The organism is Micromonospora sp. NPDC047793, from assembly GCF_040642635.1.
Lineage (GTDB): Bacteria > Actinomycetota > Actinomycetes > Mycobacteriales > Micromonosporaceae > Micromonospora.
In genome coordinates this window covers 38,276-63,011 of the sequence record NZ_JBEYSG010000014.1, presented here as the reverse complement: position 1 = coordinate 63,011, position 24,736 = coordinate 38,276, and the positions used below count along the sequence as shown (strand labels likewise).

Annotated in this window: 26 protein-coding genes; all 26 read left to right on the top strand. The window is 72.1% G+C overall.

Going from position 1 to position 24,736, the window contains the following annotated elements; translation table 11 throughout:
* The first annotated feature begins 46 nt into the window (after positions 1-46).
* The 26 genes from ABZ738_RS23940 to ABZ738_RS23815 all read left to right on the top strand — a co-directional run bounded on the left by ABZ738_RS23940 (position 47) and on the right by ABZ738_RS23815 (position 24,711).
* Positions 47-925 carry a hypothetical protein gene (locus ABZ738_RS23940; RefSeq protein WP_357216526.1) on the top strand — a complete coding sequence of 293 codons (879 nt, stop codon included), beginning with the start codon at positions 47-49 and terminating at the stop codon, positions 923-925.
* Positions 922-1,728 (top strand): enoyl-CoA hydratase/isomerase family protein, encoded by an 807-nt coding sequence (locus tag ABZ738_RS23935; RefSeq protein WP_176092761.1) that lies wholly within the window; start codon positions 922-924, stop codon positions 1,726-1,728. Before ABZ738_RS23940 ends, ABZ738_RS23935 begins: the two co-directional genes overlap by 4 nt.
* The gene (locus ABZ738_RS23930; protein ID WP_176092762.1) at positions 1,709-2,137 is read left to right on the top strand and encodes a MaoC/PaaZ C-terminal domain-containing protein; all 429 of its coding nucleotides are present in this window, start codon (positions 1,709-1,711) and stop codon (positions 2,135-2,137) included. The genes ABZ738_RS23935 and ABZ738_RS23930 overlap by 20 nt, the downstream gene beginning before the upstream one ends.
* Positions 2,134-3,678 (top strand): class I adenylate-forming enzyme family protein, encoded by a 1,545-nt coding sequence (locus tag ABZ738_RS23925; protein WP_357216521.1) that lies wholly within the window; start codon positions 2,134-2,136, stop codon positions 3,676-3,678. Before ABZ738_RS23930 ends, ABZ738_RS23925 begins: the two co-directional genes overlap by 4 nt.
* A gap of 248 nt (positions 3,679-3,926) precedes the next feature.
* Complete coding sequence (locus ABZ738_RS23920) at positions 3,927-4,949, top strand: ABC transporter substrate-binding protein (protein ID WP_161594969.1); 1,023 nt, start codon at positions 3,927-3,929, stop codon at positions 4,947-4,949.
* A 29-nt stretch (positions 4,950-4,978) separates the two neighbouring features.
* Complete coding sequence (locus tag ABZ738_RS23915) at positions 4,979-5,839, top strand: ABC transporter permease (RefSeq protein WP_131053536.1); 861 nt, start codon at positions 4,979-4,981, stop codon at positions 5,837-5,839.
* Positions 5,836-6,660: an ABC transporter ATP-binding protein gene (locus ABZ738_RS23910; RefSeq protein ID WP_357216516.1), complete on the top strand. Its 825-nt coding sequence runs from the start codon at positions 5,836-5,838 to the stop codon at positions 6,658-6,660. Before ABZ738_RS23915 ends, ABZ738_RS23910 begins: the two co-directional genes overlap by 4 nt.
* A complete protein-coding gene (locus tag ABZ738_RS23905; RefSeq protein ID WP_357216513.1) occupies positions 6,657-7,169 on the top strand; it encodes a MaoC/PaaZ C-terminal domain-containing protein in 513 nt (170 codons plus the stop codon). Before ABZ738_RS23910 ends, ABZ738_RS23905 begins: the two co-directional genes overlap by 4 nt.
* The gene (locus ABZ738_RS23900; RefSeq protein WP_357216510.1) at positions 7,166-7,957 is read left to right on the top strand and encodes an enoyl-CoA hydratase/isomerase family protein; all 792 of its coding nucleotides are present in this window, start codon (positions 7,166-7,168) and stop codon (positions 7,955-7,957) included. Before ABZ738_RS23905 ends, ABZ738_RS23900 begins: the two co-directional genes overlap by 4 nt.
* Positions 7,957-8,889 (top strand): TIGR03564 family F420-dependent LLM class oxidoreductase, encoded by a 933-nt coding sequence (locus ABZ738_RS23895; protein WP_357216508.1) that lies wholly within the window; start codon positions 7,957-7,959, stop codon positions 8,887-8,889. The genes ABZ738_RS23900 and ABZ738_RS23895 overlap by 1 nt, the downstream gene beginning before the upstream one ends.
* Before the next feature lie 118 nt (positions 8,890-9,007).
* On the top strand, positions 9,008-9,784 hold the full coding sequence (locus ABZ738_RS23890; RefSeq protein WP_161594953.1) for an FCD domain-containing protein: 777 nt from the start codon (positions 9,008-9,010) through the stop codon (positions 9,782-9,784).
* A gap of 171 nt (positions 9,785-9,955) precedes the next feature.
* Positions 9,956-10,489 carry a MaoC family dehydratase gene (locus tag ABZ738_RS23885; RefSeq protein ID WP_131053043.1) on the top strand — a complete coding sequence of 178 codons (534 nt, stop codon included), beginning with the start codon at positions 9,956-9,958 and terminating at the stop codon, positions 10,487-10,489.
* Positions 10,486-11,526, top strand: a complete 1,041-nt coding sequence (locus ABZ738_RS23880) for an LLM class flavin-dependent oxidoreductase (RefSeq protein ID WP_357216504.1) — start codon at positions 10,486-10,488, stop codon at positions 11,524-11,526. Before ABZ738_RS23885 ends, ABZ738_RS23880 begins: the two co-directional genes overlap by 4 nt.
* Positions 11,523-12,797 (top strand): CoA transferase, encoded by a 1,275-nt coding sequence (locus ABZ738_RS23875; RefSeq protein ID WP_176092767.1) that lies wholly within the window; start codon positions 11,523-11,525, stop codon positions 12,795-12,797. Before ABZ738_RS23880 ends, ABZ738_RS23875 begins: the two co-directional genes overlap by 4 nt.
* Entirely contained in the window at positions 12,794-14,152 is a 1,359-nt protein-coding gene (locus tag ABZ738_RS23870) for an MmgE/PrpD family protein (protein WP_131053041.1), read from the top strand. The genes ABZ738_RS23875 and ABZ738_RS23870 overlap by 4 nt, the downstream gene beginning before the upstream one ends.
* Positions 14,153-14,166: 14 nt before the next feature.
* A complete protein-coding gene (locus ABZ738_RS23865; RefSeq protein ID WP_176092769.1) occupies positions 14,167-15,405 on the top strand; it encodes a RidA family protein in 1,239 nt (412 codons plus the stop codon).
* Positions 15,402-15,905: a MaoC family dehydratase N-terminal domain-containing protein gene (locus ABZ738_RS23860; protein ID WP_131053039.1), complete on the top strand. Its 504-nt coding sequence runs from the start codon at positions 15,402-15,404 to the stop codon at positions 15,903-15,905. Before ABZ738_RS23865 ends, ABZ738_RS23860 begins: the two co-directional genes overlap by 4 nt.
* Positions 15,902-16,363, top strand: coding sequence for a MaoC/PaaZ C-terminal domain-containing protein (locus ABZ738_RS23855; protein ID WP_357216497.1), 462 nt, complete (start codon positions 15,902-15,904; stop codon positions 16,361-16,363). The genes ABZ738_RS23860 and ABZ738_RS23855 overlap by 4 nt, the downstream gene beginning before the upstream one ends.
* On the top strand, positions 16,360-17,517 hold the full coding sequence (locus ABZ738_RS23850) for an acetyl-CoA acetyltransferase (RefSeq protein ID WP_131053037.1): 1,158 nt from the start codon (positions 16,360-16,362) through the stop codon (positions 17,515-17,517). The genes ABZ738_RS23855 and ABZ738_RS23850 overlap by 4 nt, the downstream gene beginning before the upstream one ends.
* Positions 17,517-17,933 (top strand): OB-fold domain-containing protein, encoded by a 417-nt coding sequence (locus ABZ738_RS23845; RefSeq protein ID WP_176092772.1) that lies wholly within the window; start codon positions 17,517-17,519, stop codon positions 17,931-17,933. Before ABZ738_RS23850 ends, ABZ738_RS23845 begins: the two co-directional genes overlap by 1 nt.
* A gap of 21 nt (positions 17,934-17,954) precedes the next feature.
* Entirely contained in the window at positions 17,955-19,112 is a 1,158-nt protein-coding gene (locus ABZ738_RS23840) for an acyl-CoA dehydrogenase family protein (RefSeq protein ID WP_131053035.1), read from the top strand.
* Positions 19,112-19,972: a CoA ester lyase gene (locus ABZ738_RS23835; protein WP_357216491.1), complete on the top strand. Its 861-nt coding sequence runs from the start codon at positions 19,112-19,114 to the stop codon at positions 19,970-19,972. Before ABZ738_RS23840 ends, ABZ738_RS23835 begins: the two co-directional genes overlap by 1 nt.
* Positions 19,969-20,577 (top strand): hypothetical protein, encoded by a 609-nt coding sequence (locus ABZ738_RS23830; protein ID WP_131053033.1) that lies wholly within the window; start codon positions 19,969-19,971, stop codon positions 20,575-20,577. Before ABZ738_RS23835 ends, ABZ738_RS23830 begins: the two co-directional genes overlap by 4 nt.
* A gap of 3 nt (positions 20,578-20,580) precedes the next feature.
* Positions 20,581-21,360 (top strand): thioesterase family protein, encoded by a 780-nt coding sequence (locus ABZ738_RS23825; protein WP_357216487.1) that lies wholly within the window; start codon positions 20,581-20,583, stop codon positions 21,358-21,360.
* 7 nt (positions 21,361-21,367) lie between these two features.
* Entirely contained in the window at positions 21,368-22,540 is a 1,173-nt protein-coding gene (locus tag ABZ738_RS23820; RefSeq protein WP_131053031.1) for an acyl-CoA dehydrogenase family protein, read from the top strand.
* A gap of 152 nt (positions 22,541-22,692) precedes the next feature.
* Positions 22,693-24,711, top strand: a complete 2,019-nt coding sequence (locus ABZ738_RS23815; protein WP_357216483.1) for a sigma-70 family RNA polymerase sigma factor — start codon at positions 22,693-22,695, stop codon at positions 24,709-24,711.
* Positions 24,712-24,736 lie beyond the last annotated feature (25 nt).

Sequence of the window (24,736 nt, the reverse complement as noted above, 5' to 3'; positions counted from 1 at the left end):
GGAACCTGGAGAACACCCCACACCGGCGAGAGGTGGAGGAACGCAGGTGACAGTGACGATCGTCGACTCCACGACGCTGCCGTGGGTCAACGGCCAGGACGTGTACGACTCGATGGAACCGGCCTTCCGGGACAACTTCGGAGGCGATCCGGAGCAGGTGCGTGACCTGCTGTCCCGGTACTGGATGCGGTCGCTGTGGCGGGACCGTGAGAGCACCCGACGCATCGACCACGTACGGGCCTCGCCCGGCTACCGCGACCTCAGCGAGGCATACCACGACAGCGTCGAGGAGTCGTACTTCCTGGCCGGGGTCGCCGAGCTGAGCGCCGAGGGGCGGCTGGTCGAGGGCGACTACTTCTGGCGTCCGCCCGGCTGGGTGCACAAGGCGTGGAGCGACGAGGGCTTCGAGAACATCCTCTGCATGGAGGGGGAGGTCGCCAGCGAACACAGTGGTCGGGTCTCCCGGGTGGTCTGCCCGGACGACCGGGCCGGCGCACAGGCGCGCGACGACGCTGACGGTGGGATCGGACCCCGGGGCTACCAGCGCCGGGTCGAGTCACGGTTCGTGCCCTGGACACCGCTGGACGCACCGTGGTCCGGGGTGGACGCCATCGTGCTCGGCCTGCCGGCCATGTCCGACGGGGTGCCCACCGCCGACGACGCGGTGCCGCTCGCCAAGGCGCTGAGCCAGAACGTCGACACCGGTGCCTGTAGCGCCCTGGTCCGCCTGCCGGCCGGCTACACCGGGGCGCCCACCCCGGTGCCCCGGGACCGCTTCCTGGTCACCACCCGGGGCGACCTCGTGGTGGACGGCGTGACGCTCACCCCCTGCTCGCTGCTGCACATACCCGCCGGCGCGCGGGGGCCGGCGCTGACCGCGGCGACCGACGTCGAACTGTTCGTCAAGGTGGGGGAGCGGACATGACGCGGGTACGGCACACCACCGACGACCAGGTCATGACGATCGTGCTGGACGGTCCGGACTCGATGAACAGCCTCACCCCAGCGGTGATCGCCGGGCTGGACGCCGCGCTCGACGAGGCCGAGCAGGACCACGCTCTGCGGGCGGTCGTGGTCACCGGTGCCGGGGAGCGGGCCTTCAGCGTCGGGATGGACATCGACTTCCTGGAGTCGTGCTTCGCCGATCCACAGCGGACGTTCCTGCCCTTCCTGCGGTCGTACCACGCGGTGCTGCGCCGGATCGAGCATCTCGGCGTACCGGTGATCGCGCGGGTCAACGGGCTGGCGCGAGCCGGTGGGTTCGAACTGATCCTCGCCTGCGACTTCGTGATCGCCGCCGACGAGGCCCGGGTCGGCGACATCCACCTGGAGTTCGGGATGCCGCCGGGTGCCGGGTCGAGCCAGCGGGCCCCGCGCAAGCTCGGCGACCAGCGGGCCAAGGCGTTGATGCTCACCCCGACCTGGCTGCGCGGCCCCGAGCTGGTGCAGTGGGGGGTCGCGCTGGCCAGCGCGCCCCTGACCGAGCTGGACGACGAGGTGGGCAAGCTGCTGGCGATGCTGCGCGGCCGGTCCCGACCCGGGCTGGCGATCACCAAGCGGCTGCTCAACTCGGTGCACACGATGACCCTGGAAGAGGGCCTGCGCTACGAGCGCGAGATGTTCTCCCGGCTGCACGAGGAGGTCGACGAGGTGGCCGAGGGCTATCGCGCGTTCGTGGAGAAGCGCCCACCGGTCTGGGGGGACGTCGATGTCCGCACCCTCGCCTGAGTCGACCGCGACCCCGCAGGTGGTCGTCGACGCGGACCTGGTCGACACGCTGATCGGCCGGGGCGGGTACACCCACCCGCTGTTCCAGCGGGTGCCCGGCGGTGACGCCGACGGTCCGCCGCTGCCGGGTCAGGCGGTCGTGTTGCTCCTCGGTGGCCTGGTCGAACAGTCCGGCCTGCTCGACGACGCGATCGCACTGCTGGAACTGCGTCGGGTGCGATTCCACCGGATGGTGAAGGCCGGCGCGACGCTACGGGTGCGGATCGAACGCGTCGCAAGCCGGGTCACCTCCCGTGGCACGCAGGTCGTGGACTTCCGCTGGACCGGGATCGACGCGGACGACGAGCCGGTCGCCGAGGTCGAGGCCGTGATGCTGATGAACGGGACAGGAAGGGAGGACACCAGGTGAGGGGTGTGCAGCTCAACATGGCGGCCGGTATCCGGGAGTTCGGCCGGGCCACGCCGCACCGGGTGGCGGTGGTCGACGGCGACCGCCAGATCTCCTTCGGCACGCTGGACGAGCGGTCCAACCGCCTCGCCTCGGCCACTCTGGACCGTGGGCTGCGCCCCGGTGAGCGGATCGCGGTCCTGGCGAACAACCGCTTCGAGTACTTCGAGATCTCGGCGGCGATGGCCAAGGCCGGCATTCCGACGGTGCCGCTGAACCCCCGGAACAACGTCGGCGACAACGCGTACGTCCTGGACCACGCGTCGGTCCGGGGGATCATCGTGGCGGACGAGCTGGCCGACCGGGTCGACGGGCTCGTCGACGACCTGCACCTGGTGCTCAGTTTCGGCGGCACGGTGGGTGAGCACTACGACTCCTTCGTCGCCGCCGGTCGCGCGGTGGACCCGGCGGTGCCGGTGGACGAGATGGACCCGTTCTGCATCACCTACACCTCGGGGACCACCGGGCGGCCCAAGGGCGTGCTGCTGACCCACCGGGGGCGGGTGCTGACCGCCTTCGGGGTCGGGCTCGACTACGGCCTGGGCCCCAACAAGAGCACGATCGCGGTGGCACCGATGTACCACGGCGCCGGCTTCGAGTTCGCGTACGCGGCGCCGATGCTCGGTGGCTCCTGCACCGTGCTGCCGACCTGGGACCCGGAGCGACTGCTCGACCTGATGGTGAGCAGCCGTGCGGAGACGGTCTTTCTGGTGCCCACGCACGCCCAGCACATCCGCCGGTTCTGCGAGGACCCGGCGGCCCGCTACGACCTGTCGGCGCTCAAGACCCTCTACTTCAACGCCGCCGCGTTGCCGGTGGCGCTCAAGGAGTGGGTGATCGCGGCGTTCCCGGGGGTCGCCGTGCACGAGTTGTACGGGTCGACCGAGTGCTCCATCGTGACCAACCTGCGGCCGGAGTTCGCCCTGGCCCGGGCCGGCAGCGTCGGCCACCCGTGGTTCTGGAACGAGGTGCGCCTGGTCGGCGAGGACGGCGCCGAGGTGGGGCCGGGCGAGCCCGGTGAGCTGTACGCCCGCTCGCCGTTGCTGCTCACCGGGTACCTCGACGACGAGGAGGCCACCCGGGCCGGGTTCGACGCCGACGGGTTCTTCTCGGTGGGCGACGTGGCGGTCCGCGACGAGGAGGGCTTCATCTCCATCGTGGACCGGAAGAAGGACATGATCATCGCGGGTGGCGTGAACATCTTCCCGCGGGAGATCGAAGAGGTCATCGCCCGGCACGAACCGGTCGACGACGTCGCGGTGGTCGGGGTGCCGGACGAGGTGTACGGCGAGCGCGTCGCCGCCTTCGTGGTCAGCCGGCCGGGCCGGCAGGTGGACGTGACCGCCCTGGACGGGTACGTGCGGGAGCACGTCGCCCGGTACAAGGTCCCCCGGGAGTGGCATCTGGTGGACCGGTTGCCGCGTAATCCGAGCGGCAAGATCCTCAAGCGCACCATCCGGGACGAGTACGCCGGTCCGCCGGAGCAGAGCCAGACCCGTTAGGCCAAAAGTCTGACGTTCCGCGTACCGGTCCACGAAATCCGGCGCGCGTCTCCTGCCCAGATGGCTCGCTGGGTCGACAAGTGCTGTCCAGAAGCGTCGAAATGATCGATGAAGATGTCAGTACTGTAAAACTCTGACTTTTTATAGACTGCCTGCTTGGGGACCGTTATGGTCGCCGTAATCAGGTGTAGATGCGGCCCCCGGGCTTTCACGTCGGGCCGTGCGGACTTCGCCATCAGGAGGCCATCGTGTCCCACCTCAATAGCCCCGGTGCCGCCCTCTCCCGCCGTCGTCTGCTCACCGGTCTCGGGGGTGCCCTCGTCGGCAGCGCCCTGCTGACCGCCTGCGGCAGCGACGACGCCGATTCCAGCTCGAACGACGGACGGACCACCATCCGGCTCGCCGGCATCCCCGCCTCCGCTCTCGCGGCCTTCAAGCTCGCCCTCAAGGAGGGTGCGTTCGAGGAGGCCGGCCTCGACATCAGGTACGAGGAGTACGCGGAGTCGGCGGCCGTCTACACCGCCTACCGGGCCGGTCAGGTCGACGGCGGCCTGGGTGGCATCCCCTCCACCGCCAACCTGGTCGCCACCGGGGTGGACCGCAAGGTGGTCTTCGCCCTTCAGCGCACCACCAACGGGATCCTGGTCCGCGCGGACAGCGGCATCCAGTCCATCGCCGATCTCAAGGGCCGCAAGCTCGGCCTCTTCGGCAGTGCGATCGGCTCGTCGACGAACCAGTTCTTCGCGCTCTGCCGCGAGAAGCACGGGTTCAACCCGACCACCGACTGTCAGGTGCAGTACGGCGCGCCGAACCTGATGGCCGAACTGCTCGGGCAGGGCGACGTGGACATGGCCCTGGTGATCGACCCGGCCGGCGCACCCGAACTGGCCAGCGGGAAGTACCGCTCCCTCGGCGACCTCGGCGTTCTGCTGGAGGAGGCCACCGGGCTCAAGGCGTTCACCGCCGGCTGGGACTTCGCCAGCGAGTTCATCGAGAAGAACCGGGAGGCGGTGCAGGCGTTCGTCGACGTCAACCTGCGGTACCAGACCAGGTTCAACAACGACCAGTCGTTGTGGGACGCCGCGCTGCGCGAGCTCTACAACATCGACGACCAGGCGGTGCTGGACGTGATCTGGAACAGCCAGCGCGGCCGGTTGGTGGAGCAGTGGGGTGACGCCGAGAAGCAGCAGGCGGCGCAGTTGCTCACCTTCCTCAGCGAGAACGGCGAGCCCGAGTTCCTGCCCAAGGTGCCCGACGGGCTCTTCGCCTGACCACCAGCCCGGCATGAGGAGAGGCACCGATGACCCTGTCCGAAACCACCCAGCCGGCGGCCGTGACGGCCGGTACGGCCGACCGTGGCGCGCCGCCGGGACACGGCGGTGGGCCCGGCGGCCCCCGCCGTTTCCTCCGCAACGGCATCGTGCTGCGGGTGGCCTCCGTGTTCATCCTGCTCGTCATCTGGTGGCTGGGCTCACTCGTCGTCGGTGAGCGCATCCTGCCCACCCCGGGCACGACCGCCTCCGCGCTGGCCGACAGCATGCAGGAGCAGACCTTCTGGACCGACCTCCAGGTCACCATGGTCCGGATCCTCATCGGGTTCGCCGCGTCGATGGTGCTCGGTGTGCTCGTCGGTCTGGTGATGGGTCTGTCCCGGATCGCCGAGGGCCTCCTGGACATCTGGATCGCCGTCGGCCAGACCATCCCGAGCCTCTGTTGGGTGATCGTCGCGTTCATCATGTTCGGGCTCAACGACACCGCCACCGTCGTGGCGATCACGCTGACCTCGTTCCCGATCATCGCGATCAACATGTGGACCGGGGTGAAGGCGATCGATCCCCGGCTCGGTCAGATGGCCCGGACCCTCAAGGCCTCGCGCGGCCTGCGGACCCGGGAGGTGACCCTGCCGCAGGTGCTGCCGGCGGTGATGGCGTCGGCCCGCTTCGGGTTCGGCATCGTCTGGAAGGTCGTGGTGATCGCCGAGTTGCTCGGGCGTACCGACGGCATCGGCTACCGGTTGAACTACTGGTTCCAGCTGTTCCGGATGGAGCAGGTCTTCGCGCTCACGCTGTTCTTCTCGATCCTGATGGTGGTGCTCGAACTGGCCGTGTTCAAGCCGATCGAGGCGAAGCTGTTCCGCTGGCGTCCGGAGGGAGCCCGATGAGCACCGACGACCGGATCGTCATCAAGGACCTGGTGAAGGGCTTCCACACCCGGCACGGCTTCACCACGGTCATCGACGGGATGGACCTCACCATCGCCGACGGGGAGTTCGTCGCACTGGTCGGTCCCTCCGGGTGCGGCAAGTCCACGGTGCTGAACATGCTCAGTGGGCTGGACACGGACTTCACCGGCACCGCCGAGATCCGTACTCGGGCGCCCGGGGTGCACTTCAGCTACGTGTTCCAGGAGCCGAGGCTGCTGCCCTGGAAGACGGTGCGGCAGAACGTCGAGTTCGCCCTCAAGGCCACCGGGGTGGACCGGTCCCAGTGGGCCGACCGGGTGCTGCCGGTGCTGCGCCGGGTGGGGTTGGCCGGGTTCGAGAACCACTACCCGCACCAGATCTCCGGCGGCATGCAGCAGCGCACCGCACTGGCCCGCGCGTTCGTGCTGGACGCGCCGGTGATGCTGATGGACGAGCCGTTCAGCGGGTTGGACGAGTTCACCGCCCGTAGTCTGCGCCAGCTCCTGCTGGAGCTGCGGAGCCAGGAGGAGAGCAAGGCGTTCGTCTTCGTCACGCACAACGTGTTCGAGGCCGCCGTGCTCTCCGACCGGGTGGTGCTGATGTCCAACCGACCGTCGACGATCCGCCGGGTGGTCAAGGTGGAGGTGCCGCTGCCGCGCAGCTACGACGACCCCCGCCTCTTCGACGTCAGCCGTGAGCTGACCCACGAGATCATCTCCTCGATGGTCAGCACCGACGACGGTGGTCTGGTGGTCGGCGAGGAGCACACGCGGCTGGCCGGCCCGCAGGCGGCGCGATGAGCGCGCCCGTGGCCGGTCCGCCGCTGACCCCCCGGCTGCCGACCGCGTTCGCGGCCGGCGCGGTACTGCTGACCCCGGCCCGGACCCTGACCGACGGCGACTTCGCCGCGATCGTCAATGTCTCGTGGGAGAACGGGCCGCTGCACACCGATGTCGAGTACATGCGCCGGACCGGCTTCGGTCGCCCGATCCTCGGCGGTCCGTGCCTGATCGCGATCGCCGCCGGGCTCACCTCCACCACGATGTACGCCGCCTGGAACGCCGCCGGGGTGGACTGTCACGCCGCGCTCGGCATCGACGAGATCCGCTACCTGGCTCCGGTGTACGTCGGGGACACGCTGCGGGTACGGATCGAGGTGTCCCGCTTCGAACCGACCCGGGGCGGCCGTATGTACGTCGGCGCGGTCCACGACGACGTCCGCAACCAGCGCGACGAGACGGTGCTGCGGATGACCCGGTCGTACCTGCTGAGCCCGTTGCCGGCGGCCGACGCGGGCGGACCGGCATGAGCGGACTGCCCCGGACCACCACGCTCGGTCTGGCCCGCCACGACCGGGTGCTGCTGGTCACCCTGGACCGGCCGCACCGGCTCAACGCGTACGACCGGACGATGGTCGACGAGCTGCGTCGGACCTGGCAGGCGTTCGGGGCCGACGACGGGCTGCACGCGGCCGTGGTCACCGGTGCCGGCGAGCGCGGCTTCTGCACCGGCTTCGACGTCGACGACACCCTCGACGCCGAGGTCACCAGCCCGTCGCTGGACCACGCCGGGCGGGTCGCGTTGACCGCCCGCGACATGGGGGTGTTCAAGCCGGTGGTGGCCGCGGTGAACGGGCACTGCTGTGCCGGCGGCTGGCACTTCGTCAACGACGCGGACGTGGTGCTCTGCGCCGCGCACGCCACGTTCTTCGACACCCACCACGACGTCGGTCTGGCGAACCCGGTCGAGGCGGTGGGCGCGTTGAGTCGGTTGCCGCTCGGCGAGGTGATGCGCATGGTGCTCACCGGGCGCAGCTACCGGATCGACGCCCGCCGGGCGCACGAACTCGGTCTGGTCACCGAGGTGACCTCGGCGGAGGAGCTGACCGGGCGGGCGTTGGCGATCGCCGCGGACATCGCCCGGCACCCGCTCGACGTGTTGACCACCACCGTGGAGACGGTCTGGACGGCGGTGCAGGCGCAGCGGGGCGCCGCCGAGGCGTTCGGGCTGGCGATGCTGGCCCGGTCGGACGCCTCGGCGCAGCACCGGGGAGCGACGATGCGGGAGTTCCGGCACGGTGACGGGGGAGGCCGTTGATGGAGTACGGGATCTTCAGCCACATCGAGGAGATCGACGAGATCGAGGAGCTGCTGCACGGTGCGGAGGCCGACGGGATCGCCAGTGTCTGGCTGACCCAGGGGTTCGGGCACGACGCGTTGACCGTCATCGGGGCGGTCGGGCGCGGTCTGTCGCGGCTGCGGATCGGGACCGCCGTGGTGCCGGTGTACCCGCGCCACGCGATGGCGCTGGCCCAGCAGGCGCTCACCACCAACATGCTGATCGGCGGGCGGCTGGTGCTCGGCGTCGGCCCGTCGCATCCGCAGGTGGTAGAGCCCTGCTGGGGCATGTCGTACGCCCGCCCGGCCCGGTACATGCGGGAGTACCTGACGGCGCTCAACGGGGCGTTGACGCAGCGGGTCCGGTTCTCCGGCGAGGTGGTCACCGCCCGGGGTGACCTGACCATCGCCGGGGACCCGCCGGTGCCGACGGTGATGGTCTCCGCGCTCGGTCCGAAGATGCTGGAACTCACCGGCGAACTGGCTTCCGGCACGGTGACCTGGATGGTCGGTCCGCGTACGCTCGCGGAGCTGACCGTGCCGACGATCACCGCGGCGGCGGACGGGGCGGGTCGACCGACGCCCGAGGTGGTGGTGACCGCGGCGGTCTGCGTGACCGACGATCCCGGTCGCGTCCGTGCCGCCATCGACCCGGTGCTCGGCTGGTACGACGACAAGCCGTCGTACCGTGCGATGCTCGACCGGGAGGGTTTCGCGCGGGCCAACCAGATGGCGATTGTCGGCGACGCCGCCGAGGTGCGGGCGGAGATCGGCCGGTACGAGGCGGCCGGGGCGACGACGTTCGCGGCACAGCTCTACGGCACGCCGCAGGAGCGGGCGGCGACTCGTGCCCTGGTCGGCGAGCTGGCCACGGCGTCGGCGTCGGCGGGCGCCACGGGCGCGGACTTTTGAGGTACCGGAGTCGGCCATGGGTGACGCTGCGCCGAGCATCGGATGCCCTACCGTGGTTGTTCGCGACGAAGCCGCCCCTCAGAGTGCGGGGCCGAGGGGATGCGGAGCCGGAGTGACCATGGCCAAGGACGTGACGGGGGCCCAGACTGCCCGGCCGGAGCAGGTGATCCCGGGTGGCCGCAAGGGTCCCGAGGTGCTCGGGGTCACCCGGGTGCGCCCGGCCTACCAGCAGGTGGCCGACCAGCTCCGGGAGCGGATCCTGGACGGTTCGTTGACGGCGGGTGACCGGCTGCCCACCGAGATCGAGCTGTCCGAGATCTTCGGGGTCAGCCGGAGCACGATCCGGGAGGCGCTGCGGGTGCTGGCCTCCAAGGACCTGATCCGGACCACCCGGGGCACCACCGGCGGGACGTTCGTGGCGCGGGTCCAGTTCGACCAGGTCAGCGAGTATCTGGAGATGAGTCTCGGGCTGATGTCCGGGGCGCGCGACATCACGCTGGACAATCTGCTGGAGGCGCGGGAGAGCCTGGAGGTGCCGGCTGCGGGGCTGGCCGCGCTGCGCCACGCCGACGAGCATCTGACGTTGATGCGCCAGGCGGTGGAGCGGGAGAAGCTGACCCGCGCCCGGGGCCGCAAGTTCCGGGAGCACGTGACGTTCCACGGGGTGCTGGTCGAGGCGACCGGCAACCAACTGCTCGGGGTGATGGTCGAGCCGGTGTTCCGGGTGTTGCAGGCGCGGACGGCGGATCGGGACATGCCGGCGGAGTACTGGAGCCAGATCGACGCCGAGCACACCGAGATCTGCGGGTACGTGCAGGCCCGGGACGAGGCCGGTGCGCGCGAGGCGATGCGGGCCCATCTCGGCACGGTGCGGCGGGCGTACGAGCAGCGGTGAAAGGAAAGTCACCCTAAAGTTCTGAGGTTTCATCAAGGCGTCCTGTCGAACGGCGACAGGCGCCTTTTCGTGTGCCTGTATTTGCAGTCCAGATCGCTTACGGAGCCTTGACACGTAAAAAGTCAGACAAATAAACTAGCGGCAGTTCAGGGCTGTCGAAAGGATCGACCGATGACGGTGCGCCAAGGATGGACCGGACGTTTCTTCGAGGACTTCCAGGTCGGTGACGTCTACCAGCACCCGCTCGGGCGCACCGTCACCGAGACCGACAACACCTGGTTCACCCTGCTGACGATGAACACCAGTCAGATGCACTTCAACGCCGAGTACGCCGCCCGGTCCGAGTTCGGCAGACCGCTCGTCGTCTCGACCCTGACGCTGGCCATCGCGGTCGGGCAGAGCGTCACCGACCTCACCCAGAACGCCTTCGCCAACCTGGGCTGGGACGACATCAGCCTGCCGCACCCGGTGTTCGCCGGAGACACGCTCTACAGCGAGTCCCTGGTGCTGGAGAAGCGCGAGTCGGGCTCCCGGCCGCACGCCGGCATCGTCACCGTCCGCACCCGCACGCTCAACCAGGACGGCAAGCAGGTGTGCGCCTTCAAACGCACCTTCTACGTCTACAAGCGAGGCGCCGAACAGGTCGAGGGGATCTTCCCGGTCGCCGCCACGCCACTGTCCCTTCCGGACGGGGCGGGCGCATGACGCTGCGTCTGACGTACCAGCCGTGGGGCGAGACGCTCGCCGAGGTGGCCGACGCCGGCCGGCGGGCCGAGCGGGCCGGCGCCGAGGTGCTCTGGGTCTCCGAGCTGCACCGTAGTGCCACCGGCACGGCCGCGGCGCTGGCCGCCGCCACCGAGACCGCCCGGATCGGCACGTGCATCGCGCTCGCCTTCACCCGCAGCCCGATGATCACCGCTCTGGAGGCGCTCGACCTGGACGAACTCTCCGGTGGACGGTTCGTGCTGGGCCTCGGCTCGGGCGTCAAGCGTCTCAACGAGGACTGGCACAACGTGGTGTTCGGCAAGCCCGTGCCGCACATGCGGGAGAGCGTCCGCAACATCCGGCACTTCTGGCGGCACTGCACCAGTGGCGAGCCGATGCTGCTCGACGGCGAGTACGAGCCGATGCGGATCCGGGGCTACGAGCGCCCCTTCGCGGTGCCGGCCGAGGCGATCCCGGTCTACCTGGCCGCGATGGGACCGCTGATGACCCGCCTGGCCGGTGAGATCGGTGACGGGTGGATCAGCCACGAACTCTGCTCGCCCCGCTACCTCGCCGAGCAGATCCTGCCCGACCTGACGGTCGGCATCGACCGCGCCGACAGCCGGACCCGGGCCGACCTCGACATCGTCGTCTCGGCGTGCTGCTCGATCGCCGACGACCGCCAGGTGGCCCGTCGCCGCGCCGCCGGCCTGGTCGGCTTCTACGCCACCGTCCGCACCTACGCCGACTTCTTCGCCTTCCACGACCTCGCCGACGACCAGCAGCAGGTCGTCGACGCGTTCCGGGCCGGAGCCGGTGCCGACTACCTCGCCGATGCCGTCAGTGACCGGATGGTCGACGCGCTCACCCTGACCGGGACCCGCGCCGACGTCGCCGACCGGATCACCGCGTACGACGGGATCGCCGACTCGGTCAAGCTGAGCCCGCCCACCCACGGGCTGCCGGCCGCCGACACCCGAGCCGCCCAGGACGAGATCATCGCCCTGATCGCCGAGATGACCGGAGCCGCCACATGAGACCCCTGGCCGACATCCGCATCATCGCGATCGAGCAGTACGGCGCCGGACCGTTCGGCACCGTGCACCTTGCCGACCTCGGTGCCGAGGTCATCAAGATCGAGGACCCGCGCGCCGGTGGCGACGTGGGCCGGTACGTCCCGCCGTACGCGCAGGACGAGGACTCGCTCTTCTTCGAGACGTTCAACCGCAACAAGCGCAGTCTCTCGTTGGACCTGAGCACCGACGCCGGCCGGGAGGTGTTCGAGAAACTGGTCGCCGTCTCCGACGTGGTCTACTCCAACCTGCGTGGCGACGTACCGGCGAAGATGCGCATCCGCTACGACGACCTCAAGCACCTCAACCCCCGGATCGTCTGTGTCTCGCTGACCGGCTTCGGGATGACCGGGCCCCGCCACGCCGAGCCCGGCTACGACTACATCCTCCAGGGACTGGCCGGCTGGATGGAGCTGACCGGCGAGCCCGACGGCCCGCCGACCAAGTCCGGGCTGTCGCTGGTCGACTTCTCCGGCGGGTTCGTCGCGGCGATCTCGCTGCTTGCCGGGGTGCACGCCGCACGCCGCGACGGCGTCGGCATGGACTGCGACGTCAGCCTCTACGACACCGCGATCTCGCTGCTCACCTACCCGGCCACCTGGCACCTCAACGCCGGGTTCGCGCCGGTGCGCACCCATCACTCGGCCCACCCGTCCCTGGTGCCCTTCCAGGTCTTCGAGGCCAAGGACGGCTGGATGGTGGTCGGCTGCGCCAAGGAGAAGTTCTGGGCCCGGCTGGCCACGCTCGTCGGCCACCCGGAGTGGGCCGAAGACGGGTCGCCGTACGCGAACTTCGGTGCCCGGCGGGAGAACCGCGAGGAGTTGCTCGCCGCGCTGGCGGACATCTTCCGGCAACGGACCGTCGACGAGTGGCTGCCCGAGCTGTACGCCGCCGCGATCCCGTGCGGCCCGATCAACGACGTGGGCGCCGCGCTGACCGAGGAGCACACCGCGGCCCGCGACCTGATCGTCACCACCGACCATCCCCGCTTCGGCACCGTGCAGCAGCTCGCCAGCCCCGTCCGGGTCGGCGACGAGCCGCCCGCGTACCGGCGGGCTCCGCTGCGCAATGAGGACTTCGCCACCGTCACCGGTGAGCTGCTCGGCCTCGACCCGCAGGCGGTTGCCGTCCTCGCCGAGGCGGGCGCGTTCGGACCGGACGGCGACGGTGGCGCGACCAGCGACGGCCCGCCGCCGCGTACCGCCGATCCCGGCACGGAGGCGGCCAGCCGATGATCGCGTCCGACCTGGCCGAGTGGGCGACCGGCACCGTCGAGCTGCCGGAGCCGGTGCGGCACGCCGCGCGGCGACACCTGCTCGACGGCCTGGGCACCGCACTGGCCGGGCGGCGCGCGGGCGTGGTCGATCCGGTGCTGGTGGTCGCCCGTGACCTCGGCGGCCCGGCGGAGGCCACGCCGCTCGGCGGCCGTGCCCGGATCGGTGCCCCGGCCGCCGCGCTGGCCAGCGGTGCCCTGGTGCACGCGTTGGACTTCGACGACACGCACGCCGCCGGTCTGGTGCACGCCACCGCCGTGGTGCTGCCCGCCGCGTTCGCCGTCGGCGAGCAGGTGGGCGCCACCGGTCGGCAGGTGCTCACCGCCGCCGTGGTCGGCTACGAGACGGTGTGCCGGGTGGCCGCCGCCGCCCCGCACGGCTTCCACTCCCGTGGCCTGCACGCCACCATGGTCGCCGGGGTCTTCTCGTCCGCGCTGGTCACCGCGCGGCTGCTAGGTCTCGATGCGGCCCGGGCCACCGACGCCCTCGGCATCGCCGGCAGCCAGGCCGGTGGCCTGCTCGCCTTCCTGCACACCGGTGCGTCGACCAAGCAACTGCACCCCGGCTTCGCCTCACACGCCGGGGTGCTCGCCGCCCGGCTCGCCGCCGCCGGTGCCTCCGGGCCGGCGAACGTCCTCGACGGCCCGCACGGCGTCTTCGACGCCCTGGCCGCCGGTCCGGTGGAACCCGCGTCGATCGTGGACAGGCTCGGCACCCGCTGGGAGACCACCCGGATCGGCATCAAGCCCTATCCGGCCTGCCAGCTCTCCCACGCCGCGATCGACGCCGCCCGGGACGCCCGTCGGCAACCCGGATTCCCCGCCGACCCGGCCGCCGTCACCCGCGTCGATGTCGACGTGCATCCCGACTCGGCACCCACCGTCTGCGGACCCGGCCGGGACCTGGCCCGACCGGCCACCCCGTACGCGGCGAAGTTCTCGCTGCCGTGGAGTGTCGCCGCGACGCTGCTCGACGGTGACCTGACGACCGCCAGCTACCGACCCGACTCGATCGCCCGCGCCGACGTGGCGGCCCTCGCCGACCGGGTGCGCTGGCGGATCGTCGACACCGGTGGGCACGCCGCTGACGCCCCCGGCGCCGTCGTGCTCACCCTCGCCGACGGCACGACCGTACGCGGCACGGTGCCCCGCAGCGGCGGTGGGCCGGACGCCCCACTCGGCGACGACGAGTTGACCGCCAAGTTCCTCGGCAACGCCGGTGACGTCGGTACGCCCGTCGTCGACCTGGTGCGCCGCCTCGACGACCTCGACAGCCTCGACCCGATCGTGGCGGCTCTGGCCGCCGCCGGTGACTGACCCGGGAGACCCACGTGCCGCTGTCCGCGATCCGCCCCGCCCACTTCCCCTGGTTCCCCTACGACGGGTTCACCTTCTGCCTCGGCCTGGCCGACGGTGACGCGGCCTGGACCTCAGGCCACACCGCCGCCGCGCTCGACCCCGCGTTGGGTCGGATGACCGTCGGCGGTGACATGGCCAGTCAGGCCCGCACCGCGTACCGGAAGGTGCTGGCCATCCTGGAGGCCGCCGGGCACGGTCCGGCCGACGTCACCCGCGTCACCGAGAACATCACCGTCGCCGGCCTCGACGAGTACGCCGTCGCGGCGGCCGTCCGCGCCGAGGTCTTCGGCGACCACCAGCCGGTGGTCCGCACCGTGGTGGTGGAGCGGTTGGTACGCCGGGCCGCGCTGATCGAGGTGGAGCTGCACGCGGTGGCCGGTGGCGGGCAGACGCTCGCGGCCAGCGAACCCCGCGCCGCCGGGACCTGGGTGCCCTCGCCGGTGCGCGACGGCCACGACGGCGCGGTCTACCTGCCGACCATGCTGCCGCTGGACGCCTCCGGTGAGGTGGTCCACCCCGGCGACTTCGTCAGCCAGTACGCGTACTGCCTGGACCGGGCACAGGACCTGCTGACCGCCGTCGGGCTCTCCCTGGACGCCGCCGTCACCACCTACGACTACTCCACTCCGGCGACCCGTGACGTGTACCGCAAGACCCACCGGGTCCGCCGCGAACGCCTCGGCGGCGCCGGTGTCTATCCAGGGGCCGGCGGCATCCTGATGAGTCGGCTGCACCACCCCGACGTGCTGGTGGCCATCGACGTCACCGCCTCGCGGCACCCACTCGAACTGGTCAACCCGGGCTGGTCGCGCTACGACTCGCTGACCTACGCGCCCGGGGTACGCGCCGGCCGGACGTTGTACATGTCCGGGTTCGCCGCCCTGGACATGCAGACCCAGCAGGCGTTGCACCCCGACGACATCGGCGCGCAGGCCGAGGTGACCTACGGCGCGATCCGGCACCTGCTGGAGCACGCCGGGCTGGGCCCGCAGGACCTGGTGGAGACCACCGAGTACTGCGTGGCGTCGGCGATCGGCGACTACCGGGCCGTGGCCGGGGTACGCGAGCGGCTGCTCGGCCCGCCCTGGCCGGCGTCGACCGGGGCGGTCTGCGCCGCGCTGCTGCGCCCGGAGTTCCTGCTGGAGGTCTTCCCGACCGCCGTCTACCCCGAGCCCACCGAGCCTGCCGAGAACGCCGGGGGGAGCCGATGAGCCTGCTGACCGACGAGGTGCGGGCGCTGCTGGGCAGCCGCCGGGTGTACACCGCGCCGGAAGCCCTCGGTGCCGCCGCCTGCCGCTACTTCGCCCAGGCGATCGGCGACGACAACCCGATCTACCGGGACGGCGCGTACGCCCGCGCGCAGGGGCTGCCCGGGGTGACCGCGCCGCCGACGCTGATCTGCGAGACCGGGCAGTACACCGGTCTGCCGATGGACCGGGACGGCTACGCCGGGCACTCCTGGCACCTGAACGTGCCGGGCACCCGGCAGGTTCGCGGCGGCAACGCGTACACCTTCCACCGGAGGGTCCGGCCGTCCGACGTGATCACCGCGACGTGGGAGATCCACGACCTGACCGAGAAGCGCACCCGCGACGGCAAGGACATGTTGATCGTCGGTTCCCGGGCCACCTACACCAACCAGGACGGCGACCTGCTCGCCGTCAACGAGGAGACGATCATCCTGGTCGCGTTGGACGGTGAGGCCGGATGAGCCCCCGGGTCGGCGACACCCTGCCGGAACTGCGCCGCACCATCGACCTGGTCGACATGGTGGCCTACGCCGGTGCCACCTGGGACTGGTACCGCCTGCACTACGACCCGGAGTTCGTGGCCGCCGCCCGGGTGCCCGGCCCGGTGGTCGACGGGCAGGTCTTCGGCGCTCTCTTCGTGGAGCTGATCCAGGACACCTTCGGCCCGGCATGCTTCGTGCGGCAGCTCTCCTTCACCTTCCGCAACCTGATGTTCGCCGGGGAGACGGTGCGGTGCACCGGCACCGTGGTCGGAGTCGCCGACGACCGGATCGAGGTCGAGCTGGCCGCCACCATCCTCGCCAGCGACTACGGCCCCGAGCGTCCGGCGGCCCGGCCGGCCCGGGCGACCGTGCTGCTCGGCACCGCCGACGGGCCGGGCGCGTCGGCTGCCGTACCCGTGCCGGAGGGGACGACGTGACCGGGCGCGACCGTGCGTCGGTGGCCGTCGTCGGCGCCGCCGAGTCCGACCTCGGCGTCACCACCGCCAGCACGCTGACGTTGCAGACGCAGGCGATCACCCGGGCCCTCGCCGACGCCGGACTGGCGCTCGCGGACGTCGACGGGCTCGCCACCACCGGCATCTCCCGCTTCTCCACCACCTCGCTGGCCGAACATCTCGGAGTACGTCCCCGCTGGGTCGACGCCAGCTTCGTCGGCGGCAGCGCGGCGGAGATGATGGTCGCCCGCGCGGTGCAGGCGATCGGCGCCGGTCAGGCCGACGTCGTGGTGGTCAGCTTCGCGTCCAACCAGCGGTCCGCGCGTTCCCGCAGCCTCGCCGGGGTGGTCGAGCAGCACACCCCGGAGGCGCAGTTCGAGACACCGTACGCGCCGCTCTACCCGATCTCGTACTACGCGATGGCGGCGCAGGCGTACCTGCACCGGTACGGCGGCACCCCGGAGCAGCTCGCCGAGATCGCCGTCGCGGCGCGCGAGTGGGCCCGGCTCAACCCGGCCGCGTACCGCCACGACGCGCCCCCGCTGACCGTCGACGAGGTCCGCGCCGCGCCGATGGTCTCCACCCCGTTGACCGTCGCGGACTGCTGCCTCGTCACCGACGGCGGCGGTGCGATCGTGCTGACCAGTGCCGAACGGGCCCGCGACCTGCGGCAGACCCCGGTCGCGGTGCTCGGCTACGGGGAACGCTCCACCACCGCCTCGATGACCGGCGCCGACGACATCCTCGACACCGGGGCCCGGCAGGCCGCCGCCGAGGCGTACGCGCGCGCCGGGATCACCCCGGCCGACGTGGACGTGGTGCAGGTGTACGACTCGTTCACGATCACCGCCGCGCTGAGCGTGGAGGCGCTCGGCTTCTGCGGTGAGGGCGAAGTGCTCGACTTCATCGCCGACGGCCGGATCCGGCCGGGCGGTGCCCTGCCGCTGGACACCTCCGGCGGCGGCCTGTCCTACTGCCACCCGGGCCAGTTCGGGGTGCTGCTGCTGGTGGAGGCGGTACGCCAGCTGCGCGGTGAGGCCGGTGCCCGGCAGGTGCCGGACGCCCGGATCGCGGTCGCGCACGGCACCGGCGCGATCCTGTCCACCCACGCCACCGTCGTGCTGGGGGTGCGCTGATGAACCCGCCACCCGAGGTGCCGCCCGCCGACGACCTCACCGAGGGCTGGTGGCAGGCGACCCGCGAGCATCGTCTGGTGGTGCAGGAATGCACCGGCTGCGGGCACCGCCAGCTTCCGCCCCGCGCGGTCTGCACCCGCTGCGGGGCGACCACCGGTCTGGGCTTCACCGAGACCGGCGGCGACGGGCAGGTCGACACGTACACGCATGTGCACCGTCCGCCCCGGCGGGACCTGGCCGCGCCGTACACCGTCGCCCGGGTCCGGCTCGCCGAGGGCCCGCTGCTGCTCACCCGGCTCGTCGCCGACGGCCCGGACGACCTCGACGGCTGGCGGATCGGCGACCGGGTCCGGGTCGACTGGGTCGACCTGCCCGACGGCCGCGCCCTGCCGATCTTCCGCCGCGCACCCCGCTGACGTCACCCCCAGGAGGCACCGATGGACTTCACCCTCACCGAGGAGCAACGCGAGTTCCAGCAGTTGCTGCGTTCCTTCGTGAACCGGGAGATCATCCCGGTGGCGCGGGAGTGGGAACAGACCGGCCGCTACCCGACGGAGATCGTGCGGGGAATGGCTGACATGGGGCTGTTCGGCATCACCGTCCCCGAGTCGTACGGCGGCCTCGATCTCGACCCGGTGTCGTTCGCCCTGGTTTTCGAGGAGATCTCGCGCGGCTGGATGGGTGTGGCCGGCATCCTCGGCAGCCACTCGCTGGCCTGCCGCATGATCGCCATGCACGGCACCGAGGAGCAGAAGCAGACGTACCTGCCGGGGTTGGCGACCGGTGAGCGCCGCACCGGCATCGGGCTGACCGAGCCGGACGCCGGCACCGACCTCCAGGGCATCCGCACCACCGCCCGCCGCGACGGCGACCACTACGTGGTCAACGGCACCAAGATGTGGATCACCAACGCCCGGTACGCCGACCCGCTGCCGGTGCTGGTGAAGACCGATCCGACGGCCGTGCCGGCGCACCGGGGCATGAGCGTCCTCCTGGTCGACGCCGACCTGCCCGGCTTCACCGTCACCCGGGACATCCCGAAGCTCGGCTACAAGGGCACCGAGTCCTGCGAGGTGCTGCTCGACGACGTACGGGTGCCCGCCGATCGGCTGCTCGGCGGAGTCGAGGGCACCGGACTCAAGCAGGCGCTCTCCGCCCTGGAGTGGGGCCGGGTCAACATCGCCGCCCGGTCGGTCGGCATCGCCCAGCGCGCCCACGAGGAGGCGCTCGGCTACGCCGGCCAGCGCAAGGCGTTCGGTAGGCACATCGCCGACTTCCAGGCCGTCCAGCTCCAGCTCGCCACCATCGCCACCCAGGTCCAGGCAGCCCGGCTGATGGCGTACTGGTCGGCCGATGCGGTCCGCCGGGGACGCGCCGACGCGCAGACCGGCATGGCGAAGATCTTCTGCTCGGAGGTGGCCCTGGAGGCCGCGATCGAGGCGATGAAGATCCACGGCGGGTACGGCTACTCCACCGAGTTCGAGGTCGAGCGGCTCTATCGGGACGCGATCCTGATGAGCATCGGCGAGGGCACCAACGACGTGCTGCGTACCGTCGTCGCCAAGGCCCTGGTGCGGGGCGAGGTGACGATCTGATGGGTGTGCCCCCTCCACCCCGCTCCTACCTGTACGTGCCCGGCAACGCCGCCGACAAGCTGGCCAAGGCGCCGGAGCGGGGAGCCGACGCGCTCATCGTCGACCTGGAGGACGCGGTGCCGATGGCCGGCAAGGCCGCCGCCCGCGACGCCGTGACGGCCTGGCTCGCCGGCCGCCCGACCGACCTGCCGATCTGGGTACGCGTCAACTCCGGTCCCCTCGCCGAGGCGGACCTGCGGGCACTCGCCGGAGCGCCGGCCCTGACCGGAGTGGTGCTGGCCAAGGTGGACACCTCGGCCGACGTGGCCGCCGCGGCCGAACTGCTCGCCGCCGCCGGTGACCACGACACCCTGCTGATGCCGCTGGTGGAGACTGCCGCCGCCCTGCTCGACGTCCCCGCCCTGGCCCGGCAGGCGCGGGTCTACCAGCTCCAGATCGGCGAGGTCGACCTCGCGGGCGAACTCGGCCTCGAACCCGGTGCCGACGACGCCGAACTGGCCCCGATCCGCAGCCAGGTGGTGGTGGCCAGCGCCGCCGCCGGCCTGCATCCGCCGGTCGGGCCGGTGTCCACGATCACCGCCGACCCGGTGGCGTTGGCCGACTCGACGCGTCGGCTGCGCCGGCAGGGCTTCGCCGGCCGTGCCTGCATCCACCCCCGCCAGATCCCGGTGGTGCACGAGGTCCACACCCCGACGGTGGCGGAGGTGCAGGCGGCCCGTGCCGTCATCGCCCTGCTCGACCGGGCCACCGCCGCCGGCAGCGGAGTGGTCCTCGACGAGTCGGGTCGACTCGTCGACGCGGCGGTGCTGCGCTCGGCCCACCGCACGCTGGCCCTGGCCGACCGGGCGGGTGTCGAATGAGCGGCACCGGCCCCGCCGGGGCCGCCGTCGGTCGTGGCCGGGCGCCCCGGCCCGAGCAGGTCGACCTGACCGCCGCCCACCATCCGTGGCGGGAGGTGCCGATGCCCGGCGCGAACCTCGGCTTCCACCTCACCCGACTCGCCTCCCGGTCGGGCGCGTTCGTGGTGCACGGCCACTTCCCGGCCGGGTTCGCCCGCGACGTGCCCGGCGGATACCTGGTCGACGAGGAGTTCGTGGTGCTCGACGGCGAGCTGCTGCTCGGCGACGCCACCTACCGCCGGGGCGACCTGACCTTCATTCCGGCCGGCGCGGTCCGGACCAGGATGAGCGCCCCCGGCGGTGCCACCGTGCTCGCCTGGTTCGGCGGTCCGGCGGAGTTCCACCCCGCCGACCGGCTGCCGGACCCCGCGCTGCCGCTGGCCGACACCGTCCACCTCGGACCGGACGCCTCCTTGCCGGACCTGCCCGGCGGACGCTGGCGGCGGGGCACCTCGGTGCCGCCCGGTGCCACCGGTGACGTGCTGGCCGCCGACCTGTCCGGCTGGCGACGGCTCGGCACGGGCGCGGCACCGGGACCGCAGGACTTCGTCCGGTGGGAGAGGTAGCCGATGGGCTCGCCGGTCTTCGCCCAACGATGGCTCGGGATGCAGGGCATCTTCGGCGGGTTCGTGCTCGGCCGGATCGTGGACGCCGCCGACAGCGTCGACGGCTTCGCCCCGCAGGCCGTGACCATGCACTTCGTGGCGGGGGTACGCCCCGGGCCGGTGCAGGTGACCACCGAGACGCTGCACCGGGGACGGGCCACCGCCAGCCTGCGGATCACGCTCAGCCAGCAGGACCGGGCGCGGGTGCACGCGATGGCCTCGCTGGTGCCGGTCGGTCAGCGGTTCCGTTGGCGTCGCCGCGAGGACCCGGCGGCCTGGGGCGACCCGGAGACGCTGCCCGCGTACGTGCCCCGGCACCGGCCGCTGGCCTACAGCGCCCAGCTCGACGTACGCACCGGCAGCGCGGCGAGCCTGGCCGACGGCACCTCCGCCTGGGTACGGATCGCCCCCGAGGCCGAGCTGGGGGAGGCACTCGGGCCGCACGCCGTCGCCTCGATCTTTCTCGACGCGCTGCCGCCCGGCCTGTTCACCCTCGCCCCGCCACCGCACTTCGTGCCCTCGGTGGACTTCACCGTCCACTTTGCGCCCGACGTCGGCGACGTCGCGGGTGCCTGGCACCACGTGGTCAACCGGACGGTCTGGTCGACGGAGGACTTCTGCGTCGACGAGTCGACGCTGCACGACCGGGCCGGTAACCCGATCGCGCAACTGCGCCAGGGCCGGGCGATCCAGTGGCACGACCAGACCCGCACGCCCGCCACCGCCGGACCCGGGGCCGGGTGAGCGGTCGATGTCGGGTGACAACGGCGTCCTCGCCGCTCTCGACCTGGACCGGACGTTCCTCGCCGAGGAACACCGGTCCCTGCGCGACCTGCTCCGGCTGGTGGTCGCCCGAGACGTGGTACCCGCCGCGCCCGAGTGGGAGCGGCAGCGGCGGGTACCACCGGGCGCGTTCACCCGCCTCGGCGACCTCGGGCTGCTCGGCCTGTCGTTCCCGACCCGCCTCGGCGGCGGCGAGGCGGGCGTCCGGGGCGCGGTCGTGTTCCACGAGGAACTGGCCCGCTCCACCTTCGGCGGGGTGGCCAGCTCGGTCGGCACCCACACCGACTTCTCCGCGCTGCACCTGGCCCGGGCCGGCAGTGCCGCGCAGGTCGACCGGTGGCTGCCGGCGATCCTCGCCGGGCGGACCGTCGCCGCGCTCGCGGTGACCGAACCCGAGGCGAGTTCCGACCTCACCCGGCTCGGCCTGCGGGCCCGCCGTGACGGTGACGCGTACGTCCTGAACGGCACCAAGACCTTCATCACCAACGCCAACCTCGCCGACCTCTTCTTCGTGGTGGCCCGCACCGGCGACACGGGTCGGCACGGGCTGTCGTTGTTCGCCGTCGAGCGGAGCGCGCCCGGCCTGGCCAACGGCCGCACCTTCGACAAGTCCGGCTGGCACTGCGCCGACACCGGGGAACTCGTCCTCACCGACTGCCGGATCCCGGTGGCGCACCGAATCGGTCCGGAAGGTGCGGGGTTCGGGTTGCTGATGCGCGGCCTCGACCACGAGCGGCTCTGCCTGGCGGCGCAGGCGGTCGGGCTGGCCGAGGCGGCGCTGGACGCCACCGTCGGCTGGGCGCGTACCCGGCCCGCGTACGGCGGGGTGCTCTGGGACAAGCAGGCGGTCCGGCACCGGATCGCGGACCTGGTGGGACGGCTCGCCGCCGGCAAGACGCTGCTGTACCACGCCGCCGCGCAGCTCGACCGGGGCGCCGACGGCCGGGTGTTCGCGGCGCTGCTCAAGGCGCAGTTGCCGGAGCTGGCCAACGAGATCGCCTACGCGGCGGTGCAGTTCCACGGCGGGGCCGGGTTCGTCCGGGAGGGCCCGGTGGAACGGATCAGTCGGGACGCCCGCTTCCTCGCCATCGGCGGTGGCGCCACCGAGGTCATGCGCGACGAGGTCGCCCGCCTGATCTGAGTCCGTGACGGACCGGCCATGGCCCCGACGACGATGTTCGCGGAAACTGTTATCTCGTCCCGGGCCTGCCGTCTCCTGTGGGGAGGCATCGGCCGGATGTCCCGTCCGCCCGGAGTGCGGTGGCGGTGCGAACACGTGGAGGAGTGGCGGGTATGCGGGTCGGAGACCGGGGTGGCGCGGACGCGAGTCTGGTGATCGCCGCCCGCGCCGGTGAACCACAGGCGCTCGACGCCCTGCTCGCGGCCTCCCTGCCGCTGGTCTACAACGTGGTCGGCCGGGCGTTGCGCGGGCACGCCGACGTCGACGACGTGGTCCAGGAGACGCTGCTGCGCGTCGTGCGGTACCTGACCGAGTTGCGGGACCCGACCGCCTACCGGTCGTGGCTGATCGCCATCGCGGTCCGGCAGGTCCGTGATCGCGAACAGCGGCGCCGTGCCGCGCAGGAGCACACCTCGGACCTCGACGTCGCGTACGGGGTGCCGGATCCGGCGGCGGACTTCGCCGGCCTGACGATCCTCCGGCTCGGCCTGACCGACCAGCGGCGGGAGGTCGCCGAGGCGACCCGCTGGCTGGATCCCGACGACCAGACGTTGCTGGCGCTCTGGTGGCTGGAGTCGACCGGCGACCTGGACCGCACCGAGCTGGCCGCCGCCCTCGGCCTCACACCCGCCCACGCGGCGGTGCGGGTGCAGCGGATGAAGGAGCAGTTGGAGGTGGCCCGGAGCGTGGTCCACGCGCTGCGGACCGCCGACTGCGCCGGGATGCAGGAGCTGACCCGGGGCTGGGACGGCCGGCCCCACCCGCTGTGGCGCAAGCGCCTGGCCCGCCACGTCCGCGAGTGCGGCCGGTGCGGCGGGTCCGGCGGCGAGCTGTTCCCGGTCGACCGGCTGCTCGCCGGGCTCCCGCTGCTGCCCGTCCCGCCCGGCACCGCCGAGAACGCGCTGGCCCACCTGTCGATGTCACCCACCCTGACCTCGAACGTCGCGTCGGTCACCCCACGGGCCGACGTGGTGAGCCCCCACGCCCCGACCTCGGACCCGACGGTCGAGGCGTTCGGGCGCACCGCCGTCGTGCAGACCGACGGCGGTGCGCCCGGGGGTGCGCACGCGGCCCGCCCGCGTGGGCTGGCCGGCCTCCTGCCGGCCGGAGCGGCAAAGGTCGCCGGGCCGGTCGCCGCCGCCGTCGCGGTGGCGGTCCTCGCGGTCGGGGCGATCGTGGTCGCGCAGCGGACCGGCCCCACGCCCGCACCGGCGGCGCCACCGCCGCCGGTGGCGGCACCGGCGTTCGAGGCGTCCTCGCCGCCACCCTCCCCGGATTCGACGGTCACGCCCTCCGCGACACCGACCACTCCGGGCGCCGGCACGTCACCGTCGGCGAGCCCGTCGTCGCGGCCGACACCCACGGCGGTACGCCCGGCCGCGCCGCCGCCCGCCGCCACCTCGACGAAGAAGGGCGTCGGCGTCTGGACCTTCGACGGGGTCGACCGGGCGCTCGCCGACTCCGGGGCGAGTTGGTACTACACCTGGAACGTCGCGCACCCCGGCGTCACCACCCCGCGCGGCAGCGAGTTCGTGCCGATGATCTGGGGCGCGGACAGCGTCACCGCCGCCAACCTGCGGCAGGCCAGGCAGAACGGGAAGTACCTGCTCGGGTTCAACGAGCCGGACCTGAACGGCCAGGCGAACATGAGCGTGGAGCGGGCGCTGGACCTGTGGCCGCAGTTGGAGGCGACCGGCCTGCCGCTGGGTAGCCCGGCGGTGGCCTGGGGCGGGGACCGGCCGGGGGAGTGGCTCGACCGTTTCATGGCCGGCGTGAAGGAACGCGGGCTGCGGGTCGACTTCATCGCCCTGCACTGGTACGGCGGCGACTTCCGCACCGCCAACGCGGTGGGCCAGCTCCGCTCCTACCTCCAGGCGGTGCACGACCGGTACGGGCTGCCGATCTGGCTCACCGAGTTCGCGCTGATCGACTTCTCGAACGGGGTCCGCTTCCCGACCCAGGCGCAGCAGGCGGCGTTCCTTACGGAGGCGACCCGGATGTTGCGTGGACTGCCCTGGCTGCACCGGTACGCCTGGTTCGGGCTGCCCGCCAGCGACAAGGACCAGACCGGCCTGTTCCGTCCCGGCGGCCAGACCACCGAGGTCGGGCGCGCCTTCCGGGCCGCCCGCTGACCGGGTCGGCCCGAGCCGGGTGTCA

Bases quoted from the DNA above. Each gene is read 5' to 3' on its own strand.
- ABZ738_RS23905 (WP_357216513.1), top strand. From the start codon at position 6,657: ATGAGCGCGCCCGTGGCCGGTCCGCCGCTGACCCCCCGGCTGCCGACC.
- ABZ738_RS23820 (WP_131053031.1), top strand. From the start codon at position 21,368: ATGTCGGGTGACAACGGCGTCCTCGCCGCTCTCGACCTGGACCGGACG.
- ABZ738_RS23895 (WP_357216508.1), top strand. From the start codon at position 7,957: ATGGAGTACGGGATCTTCAGCCACATCGAGGAGATCGACGAGATCGAG.
- ABZ738_RS23855 (WP_357216497.1), top strand. From the start codon at position 15,902: ATGAGCCCCCGGGTCGGCGACACCCTGCCGGAACTGCGCCGCACCATC.
- ABZ738_RS23840 (WP_131053035.1), top strand. From the start codon at position 17,955: ATGGACTTCACCCTCACCGAGGAGCAACGCGAGTTCCAGCAGTTGCTG.
- ABZ738_RS23910 (WP_357216516.1), top strand. From the start codon at position 5,836: ATGAGCACCGACGACCGGATCGTCATCAAGGACCTGGTGAAGGGCTTC.
- ABZ738_RS23885 (WP_131053043.1), top strand. From the start codon at position 9,956: ATGACGGTGCGCCAAGGATGGACCGGACGTTTCTTCGAGGACTTCCAG.
- ABZ738_RS23935 (WP_176092761.1), top strand. From the start codon at position 922: ATGACGCGGGTACGGCACACCACCGACGACCAGGTCATGACGATCGTG.
- ABZ738_RS23870 (WP_131053041.1), top strand. From the start codon at position 12,794: ATGATCGCGTCCGACCTGGCCGAGTGGGCGACCGGCACCGTCGAGCTG.
- ABZ738_RS23930 (WP_176092762.1), top strand. From the start codon at position 1,709: ATGTCCGCACCCTCGCCTGAGTCGACCGCGACCCCGCAGGTGGTCGTC.
- ABZ738_RS23845 (WP_176092772.1), top strand. From the start codon at position 17,517: ATGAACCCGCCACCCGAGGTGCCGCCCGCCGACGACCTCACCGAGGGC.
- ABZ738_RS23915 (WP_131053536.1), top strand. From the start codon at position 4,979: ATGACCCTGTCCGAAACCACCCAGCCGGCGGCCGTGACGGCCGGTACG.
- ABZ738_RS23900 (WP_357216510.1), top strand. From the start codon at position 7,166: ATGAGCGGACTGCCCCGGACCACCACGCTCGGTCTGGCCCGCCACGAC.
- ABZ738_RS23815 (WP_357216483.1), top strand. From the start codon at position 22,693: ATGCGGGTCGGAGACCGGGGTGGCGCGGACGCGAGTCTGGTGATCGCC.
- ABZ738_RS23875 (WP_176092767.1), top strand. From the start codon at position 11,523: ATGAGACCCCTGGCCGACATCCGCATCATCGCGATCGAGCAGTACGGC.
- ABZ738_RS23880 (WP_357216504.1), top strand. From the start codon at position 10,486: ATGACGCTGCGTCTGACGTACCAGCCGTGGGGCGAGACGCTCGCCGAG.
- ABZ738_RS23830 (WP_131053033.1), top strand. From the start codon at position 19,969: ATGAGCGGCACCGGCCCCGCCGGGGCCGCCGTCGGTCGTGGCCGGGCG.
- ABZ738_RS23825 (WP_357216487.1), top strand. From the start codon at position 20,581: ATGGGCTCGCCGGTCTTCGCCCAACGATGGCTCGGGATGCAGGGCATC.
- ABZ738_RS23835 (WP_357216491.1), top strand. From the start codon at position 19,112: ATGGGTGTGCCCCCTCCACCCCGCTCCTACCTGTACGTGCCCGGCAAC.
- ABZ738_RS23890 (WP_161594953.1), top strand. From the start codon at position 9,008: ATGGCCAAGGACGTGACGGGGGCCCAGACTGCCCGGCCGGAGCAGGTG.
- ABZ738_RS23860 (WP_131053039.1), top strand. From the start codon at position 15,402: ATGAGCCTGCTGACCGACGAGGTGCGGGCGCTGCTGGGCAGCCGCCGG.